General features: G+C 62.3%; 3 protein-coding genes. All 3 read left to right on the top strand.

The features are described 5' to 3' along the window. The first annotated feature begins 39 nt into the window (after window positions 1–39). The 3 genes from ACM1PE_RS06645 to ACM1PE_RS06635 all read left to right on the top strand — a co-directional run bounded on the left by ACM1PE_RS06645 (window position 40) and on the right by ACM1PE_RS06635 (window position 19,517). Window positions 40–11,793, top strand: coding sequence for a retention module-containing protein (locus tag ACM1PE_RS06645; protein ID WP_419342739.1), 11,754 nt, complete (start codon window positions 40–42; stop codon window positions 11,791–11,793). Window positions 11,794–11,955: 162 nt separating this feature from the next. Further along, entirely contained in the window at window positions 11,956–16,149 is a 4,194-nt protein-coding gene (locus tag ACM1PE_RS06640; RefSeq protein ID WP_419342738.1) for a retention module-containing protein, read from the top strand. Window positions 16,150–16,310: 161 nt separating this feature from the next. Continuing rightward, window positions 16,311–19,517 (top strand): retention module-containing protein, encoded by a 3,207-nt coding sequence (locus ACM1PE_RS06635; RefSeq protein WP_419342736.1) that lies wholly within the window; start codon window positions 16,311–16,313, stop codon window positions 19,515–19,517. Window positions 19,518–19,618: the final 101 nt, after the last annotated feature.

The raw sequence follows: 19,618 nt of genomic DNA, 5'->3' as shown, positions 1-19,618 counted from the left end.
ATCTGGCCATCTTGGATAACTCCCTGAAACGGAACCAACATGGCCAACACTTCTCCCGCAGTCGTCAACGAAATCTCCGGTCGCGCGTGGATACGCAATAGCGACGGTTCCCTGACTGAACTGCATCAAGGCAGCAAGGTCCCCGCCGGCAGCGACGTCGTCACTGCCTCGGGCGCCACGGTTTCGCTTCAGGTCGAGAACGGCATGCCGATCGTCATCGGCGAAGGCCGCGAAGTTGCCGTGACCGGCGACATGACTGGTCCCCTGGCCGACCCGTCCGAAGCGGCCGTGGCTCCGCCCTCCGGCACCGACTCCGACCGCTTGCTGGCCGCCCTGCGCGACGGCCGCGACCCGTTCGATGAACTGGATCCCACCGCTGCCGTCGTGGCCGGCGGCGGCGATGCCGGCGGCAGCAGCTTCGTGCGCCTGGCCCGCATCCTGGAAACCACCACCCCGCTCGACCTGGCTTACCCGAACCCCAGCCGCGGCCAGGAGATCCTGCCCCGTCTGTCCGGCACCGGCGCCGGCGGCGACGAGGAGGCCACCCCGGCCACCGTCAACACCCCGCCCAACGCGCTGAACGATACCGGCAGCGGCGAGCAGAACAGCCTGGTGCGCGGCAACCTGCTGCTGAACGACTCGGATCCCGACGGCGACCCGCTGGCGATCGTCTCGGTCAGCGGCCGCCCCATGACCCCGGCCGGCCTCACGGTCAACGGCAGCAACGGCGGCACCTTCACGGTCCTGCCCGACGGCAGCTACGTTTTCAACCCGGGTAACGAATACGGCCACCTGGCCGTGGGCGAAACGGCCACCAGCACCATTTCGTACACCATCACGGATCCCAGCGGCGCCACCTCCACGGCGACCGTCGTCGTGACGATCACCGGCACCAACGACGGCCCGGTGTCCACCTCCATCGCCGACACCTCGGGCATCGATGCCCAGACCGGCGTGAGCTACAACGTCTCCAGCCATTTCTCGGACCCGGACACCACCGACAAGCTCACCTTTACCGCCACCGGCCTGCCGCCCGGCCTGACCATCGACCCGAACACCGGCATCATCACCGGCACCATCGACCATTCCGCTTCGCAAGGCGGCAACAATGGGGTCTACACGGTCACGGTGACCGCCACCGATCCGTCCGGCGCCACGACGTCCCAGGACTTCAACTGGGATGTCACCAATCCCGCACCGACGGCTGCCGACGATAACGGCACCACGAACGAAGACACCACGCTCAACGTCAACGCCCAGAACGGCGTCTTGTCCAACGACATCGACCCGGACGGCGATACCCTGACCGTCTCGCAAGTCAACGGCGCCACCGGCAACGTCGGCACGCCGACGGCCGGCTCCAATGGCGGCACGTTCACCCTGAACCCCGACGGCTCGTACTCGTTCAACCCCGGCAACGCCTTCCAGCATCTGGCTGTTGGCCAAACGGCGACCAGCTCGATCACCTATACCGTCACGGACGGCCAGGGCGGCACCAGCTCCGCCACGCTGACAGTCGAAATCACCGGCACCAACGACGCGCCGACCGCGGTTGCCCTGCAGAACCAGGACAACATGGACGGCGATGTCGTCAACTACAACCTGTCCGGCTTCTTCAGCGACCGCGACGACGGCGACTCCCTGGTCTACTCGGTCGACCACATCCCCGGCGGCCTGAAGTTCGACCCCACCACCGGCACCTTCACCGGCCAGTTCGCCAACTGGGCGTCCGATCACACCAACACGGGCGTCAAGGGCGAGTACCTCATCACCGTAACGGCCACCGACAAGTCGGGCGCAAGCGTTTCGCAGACCTTCGTCTGGACCGTGGGCAACCCCGTCCCGGTCGCCACCGATGACCAAGGCACCACCGGTGAAGACAAGCCTCTGGTCGTTGACCACATTACCGAAGGCGTGCTGGGCAACGACCGCGATCCGGACGGCGACGCCATCCGCGTTTCGCAAGTCAATGGCGCCGACGCCGACGTCGGCAAGCCTGTCGTCGGTTCGAATGGCGGCACGTTCACGCTCAATGCCGACGGCACGTACACGTTCAATCCCGGCACGGCTTTCCAATACTTGAATGACGGCCAGACCGCGACGACGTCGATCAAGTACACCGTGTCCGACGCGCAAGGCGCGACCAGCACTGCCACCCTGACCATTACGGTCACCGGCCAGACCGATGCGCCTCCGGTGATCACGCCTGAAGACAGCGACGGCAATGTGACGGCGGGTCATAACAATGTGGCCGAAGCCTCTGGCGCCACGGTCACCGGTTCCGTGACCGTCTCCGCCGAGGCCGGCATCGACAAGGTCACGGTGGGCGGCAAGGATGTCAGCAACGCCAGCGCCGCCAACCCGGTAGTCATCGCCACCGACAAGGGGGTGCTGACCATCACCAATTACGACGCCGCCACTGGCAAGATCACCTACTCCTACCAGGAAACTGGCGGAGCCGCCGATCACTCCAAGGGCGACGATTCGGTCCGCGACCTCTTCCAGGTTTCCGTCACGGACTTTGCCGGCGAGACCCGCAGCAATGACCTGATCATCCAGATCACGGACACCGCTCCTGAAGCCAAGCCCGACACCGCTACCGTCACCGAAGACACCGCGCTGAGCGCCTCCGGCAACGTCATCACCGGCACCGGCGCCGACACCCTCGGCGCAGATGCCACCAACGTCGTGGGCGTGGCCAAGGGCACGGTGGGCGCCGGCCAGAACGTCACCGGCAACGTCAACACCGCGGTCAACGGCGAGTACGGCAAGATCGTCCTCAAGGCCGACGGCTCCTACACCTACGAGCTGAACAACAACGACCCGCGCGTCAACGCGCTGCTCGATGGCCAGCAGCTCAAGGACACCTTCACCTACACGATCCGTGACGCCGACGGCGACGTCAGCACCACCACCATCACGGTCACCATCAACGGCCACACCGATGGCGTGCCGGGCGTGACCGTCCCCGACGACAACGGCGCAGACGCCGGCAACATCAGCATCGCCGAGAACGCCACGCAGCCGGTCACCGGCGAACTGACCGTCACCGCGCCGGAAGGCCTGGCCACCGTCAAGATCGGCAACGTCACCCTCACCGTGGCCGAGCTGCAAGCGCTGAGCCCGACCACCCCGCGCGTCATCGACGGCACCCAGGGCAAGCTCACGCTGACCGGCTACGACGCCACCAGCGGCAAGATCACCTACAGCTACCAGCAAGACGGTACGGCCAAGGATCACACTGCCGGCGACAACTCCGTCACCGACAAGTTCACGGTCACCGTCACCGACGCGGCCAACCAGGTCAAGTCCGACGACCTGGTCGTGCTCATCACCGACACCGCTCCGGAAGCCAAGCCCGACACCGCTACCGTCACCGAAGACACCGCGCTGAGCGCCTCCGGCAACGTCATCACCGGCACCGGCGCCGACACCCTCGGCGCAGACGCCACCAACGTCGTGGGCGTGGCCAAGGGCACGGTGGGCGCCGGCCAGAACGTCACCGGCAACGTCAACACCGCAGTCAACGGCGAGTACGGCAAGATCGTCCTCAAGGCCGACGGCTCCTACACCTACGAGCTGAACAACAACGATCCGCGCGTCAACGCGCTGCTCGATGGCCAGCAGCTCAAGGACACCTTCACCTACACGATCCGTGACGCCGACGGCGACGTCAGCACCACCACCATCACGGTCACCATCAACGGCCACACCGATGGCGTGCCGGGCGTGACCGTCCCCGACGACAACGGCGCAGACGCCGGCAACATCAGCATCGCCGAGAACGCCACGCAGCCGGTCACCGGCGAACTGACCGTCACCGCGCCGGAAGGCCTGGCCACCGTCAAGATCGGCAACGTCACCCTCACCGTGGCCGAGCTGCAAGCGCTGAGCCCGACCACCCCGCGCGTCATCGACGGCACCCAGGGCAAGCTCACGCTGACCGGCTACGACGCCACCAGCGGCAAGATCACCTACAGCTACCAGCAAGACGGTACGGCCAAGGATCACACTGCCGGCGACAACTCCGTCACCGACAAGTTCACGGTCACCGTCACCGACGCGGCCAACCAGGTCAAGTCCGACGACCTGGTCGTGCTCATTACCGACACCGCTCCGGAAGCCAAGCCCGACACCGCTACCGTCACCGAAGACACCGCGCTGAGCGCCTCCGGCAACGTCATCACCGGCACCGGCGCCGACACCCTCGGCGCGGACGCCACCAACGTCGTGGGCGTGGCCAAGGGCACGGTCGCTGCCGGCCAGAACGTCACCGGCAACGTCAACACCGCGGTCAACGGCGAGTACGGCAAGATCGTCCTCAAGGCCGACGGCTCCTACACTTACGAGCTGAACAACAACGACCCGCGCGTCAACGCGCTGCTCGATGGCCAGCAGCTCAAGGACACCTTCACCTACACGATCCGTGACGCCGACGGCGACGTCAGCACCACCACCATCACGGTCACCATCAACGGCCACACCGATGGCGTGCCGGGCGTGACCGTCCCCGACGACAACGGCGCAGACGCCGGCAACATCAGCATCGCCGAGAACGCCACGCAGCCGGTCACCGGCGAACTGACCGTCACCGCGCCGGAAGGCCTGGCCACCGTCAAGATCGGCAACGTCACCCTCACCGTGGCCGAGCTGCAGGCGCTGAGCCCGACCACCCCGCGTGTCATCGACGGCACCCAGGGCAAGCTCACGCTGACCGGCTACGACGCCACCAGCGGCAAGATCACCTACAGCTACCAGCAAGACGGCACCGCCAAGGATCACACCAAGGGCGACGACTCCGTCACCGACAAGTTCACGGTCACCGTCACCGACGCGGCCAACCAGGTCAAGTCCGACGACCTGGTCGTGCTCATCACCGACACCGCTCCGGAAGCCAAGCCCGACACCGCTACCGTCACCGAAGACACCGCGCTGAGCGCCTCCGGCAACGTCATCACCGGCACCGGCGCCGACACCCTCGGCGCGGACGCCACCAACGTCGTGGGCGTGGCCAAGGGCACGGTGGGCGCCGGCCAGAACGTCACCGGCAACGTCAACACCGCAGTCAACGGCGAGTACGGCAAGATCGTCCTCAAGGCCGACGGCTCCTACACCTACGAGCTGAACAACAACGATCCGCGCGTCAACGCGCTGCTCGATGGCCAGCAGCTCAAGGACACCTTCACCTACACGATCCGTGACGCCGACGGCGACGTCAGCACCACCACCATCACGGTCACCATCAACGGCCACACCGATGGCGTGCCGGGCGTGACTGTCCCCGACGCCAACGGCGCAGACGCTGGCAACGTCAGCATCGCCGAGAACGCCACGCAGCCGGTCACCGGCGAACTGACCGTCACCGCGCCGGAAGGCCTGGCCACCGTCAAGATCGGCAACGTCACCCTCACCGTGGCCGAGCTGCAGGCGCTGAGCCCGACCACCCCGCGTGTCATCACCGGCACCGAAGGCAAGCTCACGCTGACCGGCTACGACGCCACCAGCGGCAAGATCACCTACAGCTACCAGCAAGACGGCACCGCCAAGGATCACACCAAGGGCGACGACTCCGTCACCGACAAGTTCACGGTCACCGTCACCGACGCGGCCAACCAGGTCAAGTCCGACGACCTGGTCGTGCTCATCACCGACACCGCTCCTGAAGCCAAGCCCGACACCGCTACCGTCACCGAAGACACCGCGCTGAGCGCCTCCGGCAACGTCATCACCGGCACCGGCGCCGACACCCTCGGCGCAGACGCCACCAACGTCGTGGGCGTGGCCAAGGGCACGGTGGGCGCCGGCCAGAACGTCACCGGCAACGTCAACACCGCAGTCAACGGCGAGTACGGCAAGATCGTCCTCAAGGCCGACGGCTCCTACACCTACGAGCTGAACAACAACGATCCGCGCGTCAACGCGCTGCTCGATGGCCAGCAGCTCAAGGACACCTTCACCTACACGATCCGTGACGCCGACGGCGACGTCAGCACCACCACCATCACGGTCACCATCAACGGCCACACCGATGGCGTGCCGGGCGTGACTGTCCCCGACGCCAACGGCGCAGACGCTGGCAACGTCAGCATCGCCGAGAACGCCACGCAGCCGGTCACCGGCGAACTGACCGTCACCGCGCCGGAAGGCCTGGCCACCGTCAAGATCGGCAACGTCACCCTCACCGTGGCCGAGCTGCAAGCGCTGAGCCCGACCACCCCGCGTGTCATCGACGGCACCCAGGGCAAGCTCACGCTGACCGGCTACGACGCCACCAGCGGCAAGATCACCTACAGCTACCAGCAAGACGGCACCGCCAAGGATCACACCAAGGGCGACGACTCCGTCACCGACAAGTTCACGGTCACCGTCACCGACGCGGCCAACCAGGTCAAGTCCGACGACCTGGTCGTGCTCATCACCGACACCGCCCCGGAAGCCAAGCCCGACACCGCTACCGTCACCGAAGACACCGCGCTGAGCGCCTCCGGCAACGTCATCACCGGCACCGGCGCCGACACCCTCGGCGCAGACGCCACCAACGTCGTGGGCGTGGCCAAGGGCACGGTGGGCGCCGGCCAGAACGTCACCGGCAACGTCAACACCGCAGTCAACGGCGAGTACGGCAAGATCGTCCTCAAGGCCGACGGCTCCTACACCTACGAGCTGAACAACAACGATCCGCGCGTCAACGCGCTGCTCGATGGCCAGCAGCTCAAGGACACCTTCACCTACACGATCCGTGACGCCGACGGCGACGTCAGCACCACCACCATCACGGTCACCATCAACGGCCACACCGATGGCGTGCCGGGCGTGACTGTCCCCGACGCCAACGGCGCAGACGCTGGCAACGTCAGCATCGCCGAGAACGCCACGCAGCCGGTCACCGGCGAACTGACCGTCACCGCGCCGGAAGGCCTGGCCACCGTCAAGATCGGCAACGTCACCCTCACCGTGGCCGAGCTGCAGGCGCTGAGCCCGACCACCCCGCGTGTCATCACCGGCACCGAAGGCAAGCTCACGCTGACCGGCTACGACGCCACCAGCGGCAAGATCACCTACAGCTACCAGCAAGACGGCACCGCCAAGGATCACACCAAGGGCGACGACTCCGTCACCGACAAGTTCACGGTCACCGTCACCGACGCGGCCAACCAGGTCAAGTCCGACGACCTGGTCGTGCTCATCACCGACACCGCTCCGGAAGCCAAGAACGACACGGCGGGCATCACCGAAGGCACGACCGCCCCCATCTCCGGCAACTTGTTGGGCAACGACACGCTCGGCGCCGATGCAGTCACGACGGTCATCACTACCGGCGACGCCAAGTACGGCACGCTGGTGGACAATGGCGATGGCACCTGGTCTTATCAGCTCAACAACAGCCTGCAAGCTGTCCAGGGGCTGCAGGCGGGCGAATTGCTGACCGAGACCATCCGCTACACCATCACCGATGCCGACGGCGACAAGAGCGAGGCCGTGCTGACGATTACGATTACCGGCACGAACGATCTGCCCTCCATCAGCAGCGCCAGCATCAACCTGTCCGAAGAAGGCCTGCCGCACGGCATACCCGACAACACGGGCACCATCGATACGACGAACGCCGTCACCTACTCCGGCAACCTGACCATCTCCGATTTGGATGTGAAGGACACCCATACCGTCACCTTGGTCAAGCCGGCGGACAACGCCCTGACCTCGCAAGGGAAACCTGTCGTCTGGACCTTGTCGGACAATGGCCACACCCTGGTCGGCAAGGACTTCCACGGAAACCCCGTCATCACCGTCACGATGACCGACGCGGGCGGCTACACCGTAACCCTGTCGGGCCAAGTGGATCACCCGACGAACTCGATCGAGGACGTGCTCCAGCTGGGCATCGGCGTGCAGGTCAACGATGGCCACGCCACCAGCAACGGCACCATCACGATCAATATCGAGGATGACAGTCCGGAATTCGGCGCCGTCACCAATACGGTGATGGAGAATGCCGCTACCAGCGCCACCGGCATTCTGGAATTCCATACGGGCGCCGACGCCGTGGGCGCCACGCTGGTTGTGTCGTCTGTCGGTCAGCTGCCGCAGAACTGGACGACCAGCGCGCTCAACAAGTCTTCGGTCGACATCTTCTCGCCCAACGGGACCAAGATCTTCACGGTGACCCTGAATCCGGAGGGCGGCTATACCGTCACCCAGCACGAAGCCCGGCCCGGGACGACCGCGTCGATCGACTTGGCCTCCTCGATCAGCAACAACCCCCAATCCTCCTATGACCTCGGCTATGCCACGCTGAGCGCCGGCGGCGGAAAGACGTTCAACGCCAACACGTTCGGCAGCGGAAATTCGTTCGGGATCGGCAACACCTCCTTCGACTCGGGCGAAAGCTTCCGCATGGACTTCAAGAAGGCCCTCTCGGATTTCACGCTGAATGTCGCGGAAGTCAAGGGAAGCGGCACGCTCAATGTCACGATATGGAGCGATGGCGTTTCCAAGGTCATCACCGTACCCGTGAACAATACGACTGGCGCCATCCACATCACGAAGGAGATGTTGAGCCAGGGCACCCCCTCGTTCTCTCAATTCGATAGCATCGAGGTCGCCGCGGGCAGCGGCGTCAGGATGTCCTTCCTCACGACCGGCTCCTATACGGAAAGCGTTCCCGCCGGCCCGATGGACTTCACGGTTGGCGTTACCGGAACGGATGGCGACGGCGACAAGGTGAACACGCATTTCAACGTGACCTCCACCGCGGAGTCCGCCGTTACGAACGCGACGAACAAGGTCGCGGAAGCCACGGGCGACACCGTTACGGGAACGATGCAGATCTCTGCAGCGTTGGGCATTGTGAGCGTCGACGTAAATGGCGTGGACGTCACCAAGGCGACGAATGCCAACCCCGTCAGCCTGACCACGGGCAAGGGCACGCTGAAGGTCACCGGTTACGACCCGGTTACCGGCAAGCTCACTTACACCTATACCGAGAAGGGGAAATCCCAGGATCACTCTAACGGCAAGGACAGTGTGCATGACGATTTCACCGTGACCGCCAAGAATGCTGGCGGCCACGGCAGCAGCGGCAAGCTGACCATCCAGATCACCGACAGCGCGCCCGAGGCAAAGCCGGACACGGCCAGCGTGACGGAAGACAAGGTCTTGGAAGCCACGGGCAATGTCATCACCGGCACCGGTGCGGACGCCGTGGGCGCCGACGTGACCACCGTGGTCGGCGTGGCCAAGGGTGCTGCCAACGCGAACAAGGCGATCGAAGGCAACGTCGACGCCGAGGTCAATGGCGTGTACGGCAAGATCACCATCCACGCCGATGGCACCTATACCTATACTCTGAATAACAGCGATCCGCGCGTCAATGCGCTGGGGCAAGGCAACACGCTCTCGGACGTGTTCTCGTACACCATCCGCGATTCCGACGGCGACTTCAGCACCACGACCATCACCATCACGATCAATGGCACCAATGACGTGCCGGTGATGACCAACGACTTCCGGTCTGTCACCGAAGATGTGAACGTCACGGCCGGAAATCTCACCGTCAAGGGCGCGGTCACGATCACGGATCCCGATGCCGGCCAGTCGACCTTCGACACCAACACCCTCAAGCTCACCAGCAGTACGCATGCGGGCGGAGCGCTGGGCGCCATCGTAATGAAAGCCGATGGCACCTACACCTACAACGTCAACAACGCCGCGATCCAGTTCCTCAAGGCGGGCGAAAGCATCGTCGAGACCTACACGGTCGCCTCCGCCGACGGCTCGGCCACCAGCACCATCACCATTACCATCAATGGTGTCAACGACGCGCCCACGACCGTGGACGGTTCCGCGAACCTGGAAGCTGACGATAGCCAGTACGTCTTCTCGTTGAACGATTTCCGCTTCGACGATGGAGCGGAAGGCAACAGCCTGCAAAGCGTCATCATCACCCAACCGCCCACCAGCGGCACGATGACCTATAACGGCAAGCCGGTCACGGCCGGCATGGAGATTCCGAAGTCGGCCATCGAACAAGGCCTGCTGAAGTTCACTCCGGGCGCCGACAAGCAGGACAGCTCCTTCAATTTCCAAGTGAAGGACAATGGCGGCACGGCGAATGGCGGCAACGACACCTCGACCGAGCACAAGTTCGTCATCTCCGCCGATCACCTGGTGACCAATGGCAATGACAACAGCGGCAGCGGCGGCAAGCCGCCGCTGAACGGCGGGTCGGGCGATGACATCATCCTGGCGGACCACGGCGGCTACGTCACGAACGTCACCCCCGGCACGAACTACAACATCGCACTGGTGGTGGACCGTTCGGGCAGCATGTCCGCGCAATCGGGTTCCGGTGTCAACCGCATGCAGCTGGTCAAGGACGCGCTGGTCAAGCTCGCCGCCGACCTGGAGAAGCACGACGGCGTCGTCAATGTATCGCTGATCGGCTTCGCAACCCATGCTCAAGCTCCGATCACGTTCAACAACCTCACGAAGGACAATCTGAGCCAGTTGATCGAGGCGATCAACAAACTCACGATTGCGAGCGGCGATATCGCGGGCACCAACTACGAGGCGGCGTTCAACGCCACCGTGAAGTGGTTTGCTGACCAAGGCAAAGCGACCCCGAATGGGGTGAAGTTCGAAAACCTGACCTTCTTCCTGACCGACGGCAATCCGACTCAGTACTACAACAACGGCGGGAGCGTCAAAGGACCGGGTAACGATACCGACTACAACACCATGAAGGAATCCGTCGACGCCTTCAAAGCCTTGAGTGGCACCAGCAAGGTCCACGGCATCGGTATCGGAACCGGCATCGACAGCAACATCCTGCGCTTCTTCGACAATACGGACACTGTCGGCAATGGCCAGATCTCGTTTGACTACTGGGGCTGGGACACCGTCACCGGCAAGGTTGGTTCCATTGACATCGTCAACACCGCAAACGACCTGGCGGCCGCGCTCAAGGGAGGCAGCAGCACGAGCAATCCGGCCGAAGTCGGCCACGACACCGTCTACGGCGGCGACGGCAACGACATCATCTTCGGTGACGCGATCAACACCGACCACCTGGCGTGGGCCGGCAATCCCGCGGGATCCCACAATGGTGGCGGTCTCGACTCGCTGAAGGACTACCTCACTGCCGTGGACGGCGTCGCGCCGACCAACGAACGGATATACGAGTTCATCAAGCAGAATCCGGGACAGTTCGATGCGGCTGGCGACACGCGTGGCGGCAATGACGAATTGCACGGCGGCAAGGGCGACGACATCATCTATGGCCAGGGCGGCAATGATGTCTTGTGGGGCGATGACGGCAACGACAAGCTCTATGGCGGAACCGGCAACGACGAGCTCCACGGCGGCGCTGGCAACGACATCCTGGTCGGCGGCAAGGGCAACGACACCATGTGGGGTGACGGCGGCAGCGACACGTTCAAGTGGCAGCTCGGCGACCAGGGCACCACGGCGCAGCCCGCGATCGACACGATCAAGGACTTCTCGAAGGCCTCGGTCGCCGACGGCGGGGATGTGCTGGACCTGAAGGACCTGCTCGTGGGCGAGAAGGACGGCAACCTGTCGCAGTACCTGAACTTCAAGCAGGATCCGGCCAACTCCAACAATACGCTCGTCGAGATCAACACCCAGGGCAAGCTTGGCACCCAGGGCGCGGATCAGAAGATCGTGCTGGAGAACGTCGATCTCACCCATGACGCGAACGGTCAGGCCATGAGCAATCAGGCCATCATCAACGACCTGCTGCAGAAGGGTAAGCTGAACGTCGACCACAGCTAAGCAACAAGCCCCAGGGAAGGCCGGCAACGGCCTTCCCTGCTTGGCATCTTTCCCCAAGCAGCAGCATTGCGGCTTGGCACTGTCAGTATTGCCAGTATCGAGCTCTGGCAACGAAATCTAGTATCTGGCCTTCTTGGATAACCCCCTGGAAAGGGAACCAACATGGCCAATACGTCTCCCGCAATCGTCAACGAAATTTCCGGTCGCGCGTGGCTGCGCCATAGCGACGGATCCCTCACCGAACTGCACCTCGGCAGCAAGGTCCCGGCCGGCAGCGACCTGGTCACTGCGTCGGGCGCGACGGTTTCCCTCCAAGTTGAAAACGGCATGCCGATCATCATCGGCGAGGGCCGCGAGGTCGCGTTGACCAGCGAAATGACCGGCACGCTCGACGATGCGTCCGAAGCGGCGGTCACGCCCCCCACAGGCATCGACTCTGACCGTTTGCTGGCCGCTCTGCGCAACGGCCGCGACCTGTTCGATGAGCTCGATCCCACCGCCGTCGTCGTGGCCGGTGGCGGTGATGCAGGTGGCAGCAGTTTCGTCCGTTTGGCGCGCCTTCTTGAAACCACTAGCCCGCTTGACCTGAGCTATTCCAATTCCAATCCCGGCCGCAGCGATGCAGTGTTGCCTCGCATGTCCGGCACCGGCGCCATCAGCGACGACGACGAGCCGCCTACGCCGGTCAGCATCAACCACCCGCCCGTCGCGCGAGACGATGCAGGACAAGGCGATCAGAACCATCAGGTACGCGGCAGCCTGCTTGCGAACGACACGGACCCAGACGGCGATCCGCTGGCGATAGCGTCGGTCGGCGGCAAGACCATGACCTCGGGCGGCGTTACGGTCGCGGGCAGCAATGGCGGCACATTCACCGTCCTGTCTGACGGGAGTTACGTGTTCACCCCGGGGGAAGCGCATCAGCGCCTGGCCGCGGGCGAAACTACCACCAGTACCGTTTCCTACTCCATCACGGACCCCAACGGCGCCACCGCCACGGCAACCGCCGTCGTGACGATCACCGGCGCCAACGACGGACCGGTTTCCACCACGATATCCGGCGCCTCCAGCCTGGATGGGCAGACGAGCGTGCGCTATGACGTCTCCGGCCACTTCTCGGATCCAGACGCCAGCGACAGGCTCTCCTTTACCGCCACGGGTTTACCGCCCGGTTTAAGCATTGACCCGAACACCGGAATCATCAGCGGTGATGTCGACCATTCCGCTTCGCAGGGCGGTATCGGCGGACGGTATACAGCCACCATAACAGCGACCGACGCTTCCGGCGCTACGACATCCCAGGAATTCCACTGGGACGTCATCAACACAATTCCAGCCGGTACCGACGCGACAGGCACCACGGATGAGGACACTACCCTCAACGTCAACGCCCAGCATGGCGTACTAACCAGTAGCAGCGATTCGGATGGCGACATCCTGGCCGTTTCACACGTCAACGGCAGCGCAGCGAACGTCGGTGTGGCGATTGCCGGGACTCACGGCGGCATGTTCACGCTGAACGCGGACGGTTCCTACACCTTCAATCCCGGCTCTGCCTTCCAATATCTCGGCATCGGAGAAAAGGCCCACAGTTCGATAACCTATTCCGTTTCCGATGGCGAGGGAGGTACAAGCTCCGCTACTCTCACCGTCGAAATAATCGGAACCAACGACGCGCCTATCCTCCAGGCTCAAATCAACCAGGTACTGGAGGACCATGCTGCGTCTGGCAATGTGTTCGCAGGCGCGGTCGACGTCGACAATGACACGCTGACCATCACAACATTCACCATCAACGGCGCAAAGTATGACGCGGGCAACACCGCATACCTCGCTGGCGTGGGTTCGGTCCTCATCAACGCGGATGGCAGCTATACCTTCACACCGGATTCGAACTGGAACGGAGATGTCCCACAGATCACCTACACCGCGACAGACGGCACGGAGACAAGCTCATCCACCTTGGATATCCATGTCCAAGCCGTCAACGACGCGCCCCTCTCGCTAGACGGCTCTGGCCATGTAGCGGCTGGAAGTAGCTACGTTTTTAGTCTGGACGATTTTCCGTTCTCCGATCCGGAAGAAGGACACTCGCTGCAATCCGTGATCATCGACTCCCTGCCCGCTGGCGGCGTGCTGTCTCTAGACGGGAAACCGGTGGCGCAGGGACAGGAGATCAGCGCGGAGGATCTGGCCAGCGGCAAGTTGGTGTTCGAGTCCGACACGCGCAGTGCCGGTGAAAGCGCTGGAGCATCCTTCGAGTTCCGGGTCAAGGACAATGGCGGCAGCACCGATGGCGGCGAGGATAGATCTGATCAACAAACGTTCAGACTACACGTAGATCAATTCTTGGATAGCAACAACAGCAACAACACGGTACTGGGCGGCTCAGGTGACGACGTGCTGCTGGGCGACCAAGGCGGCATGGCGAAGAATGTGATTGCAGGTACCAGCTACAACATCGCGCTGCTGTTGGACCTGTCGACCTCAATGGACTGGGGGGAAGCGTTCTACCGAAATGGGGAAACCCCGCTCGATGCCGCCAAGAAGGCACTCAAGCACTTGCTGGAAGATCAGTTGGCAACGCATGACGGAACCATCAACGTATCGTTGATCACGTTCAATGGAGAGAATGCCAGGGTACAAAAGTCGATCTCGGGCCTGACACCAGACAATGTCGACGAAATAGTGAGCAGTCTTCTGCGTTTAGAGACCAGGCCCAGCACGCCATATGGCGCGGCCCTCCATGAAACCAAAAATTGGTTTGATGGCCAGCCCACGTTGGATGACAAGGGCAATCCGTACAAGAATATCACCTACTTTCTGACGGATGGCGAGCCAAACACCGAGTACAACTATGATCGTGACGTCGAGTTCAAGAGGCTTGCCGAAATCAGCGATGTGCATGCTATTGGCGTCGGTCCGCGGGTTGTTCAAGGCGTACTCGATAAATTTGACAACACCGGCGATTGGCTCTGGGATACCTCCGATCATGCCAAGCAAATCAATTTCGACGGCGACTGGGTCGAGGGTGCCAACGACCCCGCCAGATGGCAGCAGGAAGGCGATGGCACCGTCGGGCGTCAGGCTGACACTGTCAGAGGAAGCTGGGGCCGCTTCACATCAGGCAAGATGGCTCTCACGGATACAACAGCCGACGGCCAGTCGTTCACCGTAACCATGAATGTGGCCGACAAAATTACGATTACCAATCCGGCCGGCGCCCCGTTCAAATTCGACTTGTGGCTTTACAACAAGAGTCCGGTGGATACATTCAAATGGAACTTGCTGAAATGGAACGGTTCTGAATGGACAGTGGTTGAATCGGGCTCCGAGGCGACCACTCAGACCAACAGCATTTACGGGCCGGGCGATTACCTCTACCAATTTGTGCTCAATGACAATAGCCCAACCAACGGTCAACTCCATGCAGAAATCGGAGGCATTTATACACTCGCGGATAAACGCGGGGGTGGCTCAGAAGTTGTACGGGATCCCTCAGATCTCACGGCGGCGCTAATCGGCAGCCGGACGAGTAATGAGGCAGCCTCGGTCGGTAACGACAAGCTCCATGGCGGCGACGGCTCGGACATTCTCTTCGGCGATGCAATTAATACGGACCGCTTGCCCTGGGGTATCGATGGCAACCCTGCCCGGCCCGCGGACCTTCCCGCCGGGTCCAGCCTGGACGCGCTCAAGCAGTTCCTGCTTCTGAAGAACGGCATCCAGCCCACCGACGCCGATCTGCACAAGTTCATCTCAGACAACCACGCGCTTTTCGACGTACAGGGAGATACGCGCGGCGGCAATGATGAACTGCATGGCGGCGCGGGCAACGACATTCTCTATGGCCAGGGAGGAAGCGACCTGCTCCACGGCGACGATGGCAACGACGTCCTGTCCGGCGGCGCTAGCAAAGACACGCTGTTTGGCGATGCCGGCAACGATGTTCTGCTTGGCGGCAAAGGCGATGACATCCTGTACGACGGTTCAGGCGGCGACACATTCAAGTGGGCGTTCAACGACCAAGGCGCCGCAGGCACCCCGGCCGTGGATACGATCAAGGACTTCTCGCCCCTGAAGCCAGCCGACGGCGGCGACATTCTGGATCTGCAGGGGTTGCTGGTCGGCGAGAATGACGGCTCACTGGCCAAGTACCTGAATTTCCACAAGGAAGGCAACGATACCGTCATCGATGTGAACACCCAGGGCAAGCTGGGCACGCAGGGCGCAGATCAGAAAATCGTACTGGAGAACGTCGACCTCACCCACGATGCTTACGGCCAACTCATGAACAACCACGCCATCATCAATGACCTGCTGCAGAAAGGAAAGTTGAACGTCGACCATGCCTAGGCGACGAATCCAGGAAGGGCCGGAAACGGCCTTCTCGCATGATTCGTCTTCCATCAAGCTGCTACGTCTTTGCTTAGCACTATTAGTATTGGCAGTATCGAGCGGCAGCAACGCCCTCTAGTATCAAACCATCTTGGACAACGCTCTGAAACGAGACCAACATGGCCAATACTCCCGCCGCAATCGTCAACGAAATCTCCGGTCGCGCATGGATACGCAATAGCGACGGTTCCCTGACCGAACTGCATCAAGGCAGCAAAGTCGCGGTCGGCAGTGACGTCGTCACAGCCTCGGGCGCCACGGTTTCCCTGCATATTGAAAACGGCATGCCGATCGTCATCGGCGAAGACCGCGACGTCGCGCTGACCAGCGAAATGACCGGCATTCTGGATGATGCGTCGGAAGCGGCGGTAGCGCCGCCCGCTGGCACCGACTCCGACCGATTGTTGGCCGCACTGCAAGACGGCCGCGACCTGTTCGATGAACTCGATCCCACCGCCGCCGTCGTGGCAGGCGGCGGCGGTGGAGGCGGCAGCAGCTTTGTCCGACTGGCTCGCCTTCTTGAAACCACCAGTCCGCTCGATCTGGCCTACTCGAATCCCGCACGCGATGAAGCGGTCTTGCCACGCATGTCCAGCACTGGCCCCGTCAATGGCGACGACCAGGCGCCCACTCCCGTCAGCGTCAACCATGCCCCCACCGCGCGGGACGATGCGGGGCAAGGCGATCAAAACGGCCAGGTACGCGGCAACCTGCTCTCGAACGACTCAGACCCGGACGGCGATCACCTGACGATAGCGTCGGTAGGTAGCCGGCCCATGACCGCGGACGGCATTTCAATCGCGGGCAGCAATGGCGGCACATTCACAGTCCTGCCTGACGGTAGCTATGTCTTCACGCCGGGAAACGAGTTTGACCGCCTGGCCGCGGGCGAAACCGCCACCAGCACCATTTCGTACACCATCACGGATCCCAGCGGCGCCACCTCCACGGCAACCGCCGTCGTGACGATCACCGGCACCAACGACGGGCCAGTCTCCACTGCCATTTCCGATACATCCAGCCTGGACGCTCAGACCCACGTGAGCTACGACATCTCCGGCCGCTTCTCGGATCCGGACGCGAGCGACAAGCTTACCTACACCGCAACCGGTTTGCCGCCCGGCCTGAGCATCGATCCGCGCACCGGCATCATTAACGGTGATATCGATCCATCGGCGTCGCAAGGCGGCAGTATCGGCGTATACAACGTCACCATTACCGCCACAGACCCCTCTGGCGCGACAACCTCGCAGAAGTTCGACTGGGCCATTGCCAATCCCGCCCCCCTGGCGGCTGGAGACTCGGGCGCTGTCAGCGAGGACTCGACTCTCGACGTCGGTGCTCAAAACGGCGTGTTGGCAAACGACAACGACCCAGACGGCGACGCGCTTGTCGTTTCGCAAGTGAACGGCAACACAGCCAACGTAGGCGCCGCCATCGCGGGCTCCCACGGCGGCACATTCACACTGAACGCCGATGGCTCCTACAGCTTCGACCCAGGCTCTGCCTTTCAACACCTCGGCGTCGGCGAGAAAGCCTACAGTTCGATCACTTATACCGTCTCCGATGGCGAGGGTGGTACCAGCTCGGCCGTCTTGACCGTTGAAATCACGGGCGCCAACGACGCGCCGATCCTCCAGGCACACGACAACCAGGTGTTAGAGGACCACGCGGCATCCGGCAACGTGCTCATCGGGGCAATCGATGTCGACAACGACGCGCTGACTGTCACAACGTTCACCCTCAATGGCACAACGTACTCCGCCGGCATCACTGCGTACATGGAGGGCGTGGGCTCAATCCTCGTGAAAGCCGACGGCAACTATGTGTTCACACCGGACGCAAACTGGAACGGAAACGTCCCGCAGATCACGTACACCGTGACGGACGGCACGCTCACGACCTCATCCACCTTGAACATTCGAGTTCTGTCCGTCAACGACGCCCCCGTATCGCAAGACGCCTCCGGCAACGTCGTGGCAGGCGGCCGCTACACGTTCAGTCTGAATGATTTCCCATTCTCCGATCCAGGGGAAGGACATTCGATGAAGTCGGTGATCATCGACTCTCTACCCCAACACGGTAGGCTGCTCTTGAATGGCAAAGCGATTGTGCAAGGACAAGAAATCAGCACTGAAGATCTGGCCAGCGGAAAGTTAGTGTTCCAACCCGACGCTGTGACCTTCGACGGAAACAATACTTCATCGTCCTTCGACTTTCGCGTCAGAGATAACGGTGGCACTTCCAACGGAGGCGACGACCTATCCCATCAGCAGACATTCAAAATCAACGTAGGCCAGCTCATCGTCGGTGGCGACGACGATTACAACCGAGCCCAGATCATCGACAATTGGTACGGCGGAGACGGCAATGACGTGATACTAGGCGACCACGGAGGCATGCTCGGCCTTCCCCCTCCTCCCCCAAAACCTGCTGACTTTCGGATTTCTCAAGGCCGAGAAGCTGAGGCCGGCGACTTGCCAGGCCATGTACTGGCCTTGCCGGACACAGATTGGATCTCCGGAGGAAAGGGTTCAGACATCCTGTTCGGCGATGCGATCAACACCGATCAGTTACCCTGGGGCATCGATGGCAATCCCGCCAGACCTGAAGGTCTGCACGACGGGTTGGGCCTGGAGGCGCTCAAGCAATTCTTGTTTCTGAAGGTTGGCGTGCCGCCTACGGATGTAGATCTGTACAAGTTCATCTCGGAAAACCATGAAATCCTAGAAGTGCATGGAGATACACGCGGTAGTTTCGATATCCTACACGGCGGCGATGGCGACGACATCCTCTACGGCCAAGGTAGCCACGACACCTTGTACGGTGGCTATGGCCGCGACATCCTGTCGGGCGGCACAGGCAACGACTATCTCGAAGGCGATGCAGGCAGTGATGTTCTGATAGGTGGCATGGGTAATGACCTCATGTACGGCGACGGCAATGGCGTCCGATATGACGACAACAGCGACACGTTCAAGTGGGGACTCAATGACCAGGGCACCACGGACGCCCCTGCTGTGGATAGGATCATGGACTTCTCGATTCAGAAGCAAGCCGACGGCGGCGACATTCTTGATTTGCAGGAACTACTCGTCGGCGAAAACGACGGCAACCTAACCAACTACCTGGGCTTCCGCAAGGAAGACAACGACACGGTCATCGATGTGAACACCCAGGGCCAGCTGGGTACCCAGGGCGCGGACCAGAAGATCGTGCTGGCAAACGTGGATCTCACCCACGATGCCTACGGCCAGTCCATAAGCAACCAGGCCATCATCAATGACCTGCTGCAGAAAGGTAAGCTGACCGTCGACCACGCCTGAGCAATAGCTCCCGGGAAGATCCGCAACGGATCTTCCCGCCTCCGCATGACGCATTTTTTCCCAGGGCGCGTCTAAGATGCCCGGAAAAATGTGAAAATCCG

It is taken from the genome of Achromobacter sp. PD1, from assembly GCF_048541815.1.
GTDB classification, from domain to species: domain Bacteria; phylum Pseudomonadota; class Gammaproteobacteria; order Burkholderiales; family Burkholderiaceae_B; genus Achromobacter; species Achromobacter bronchisepticus_A.
This window is presented reverse-complemented; position numbering and strand designations above follow the sequence as displayed.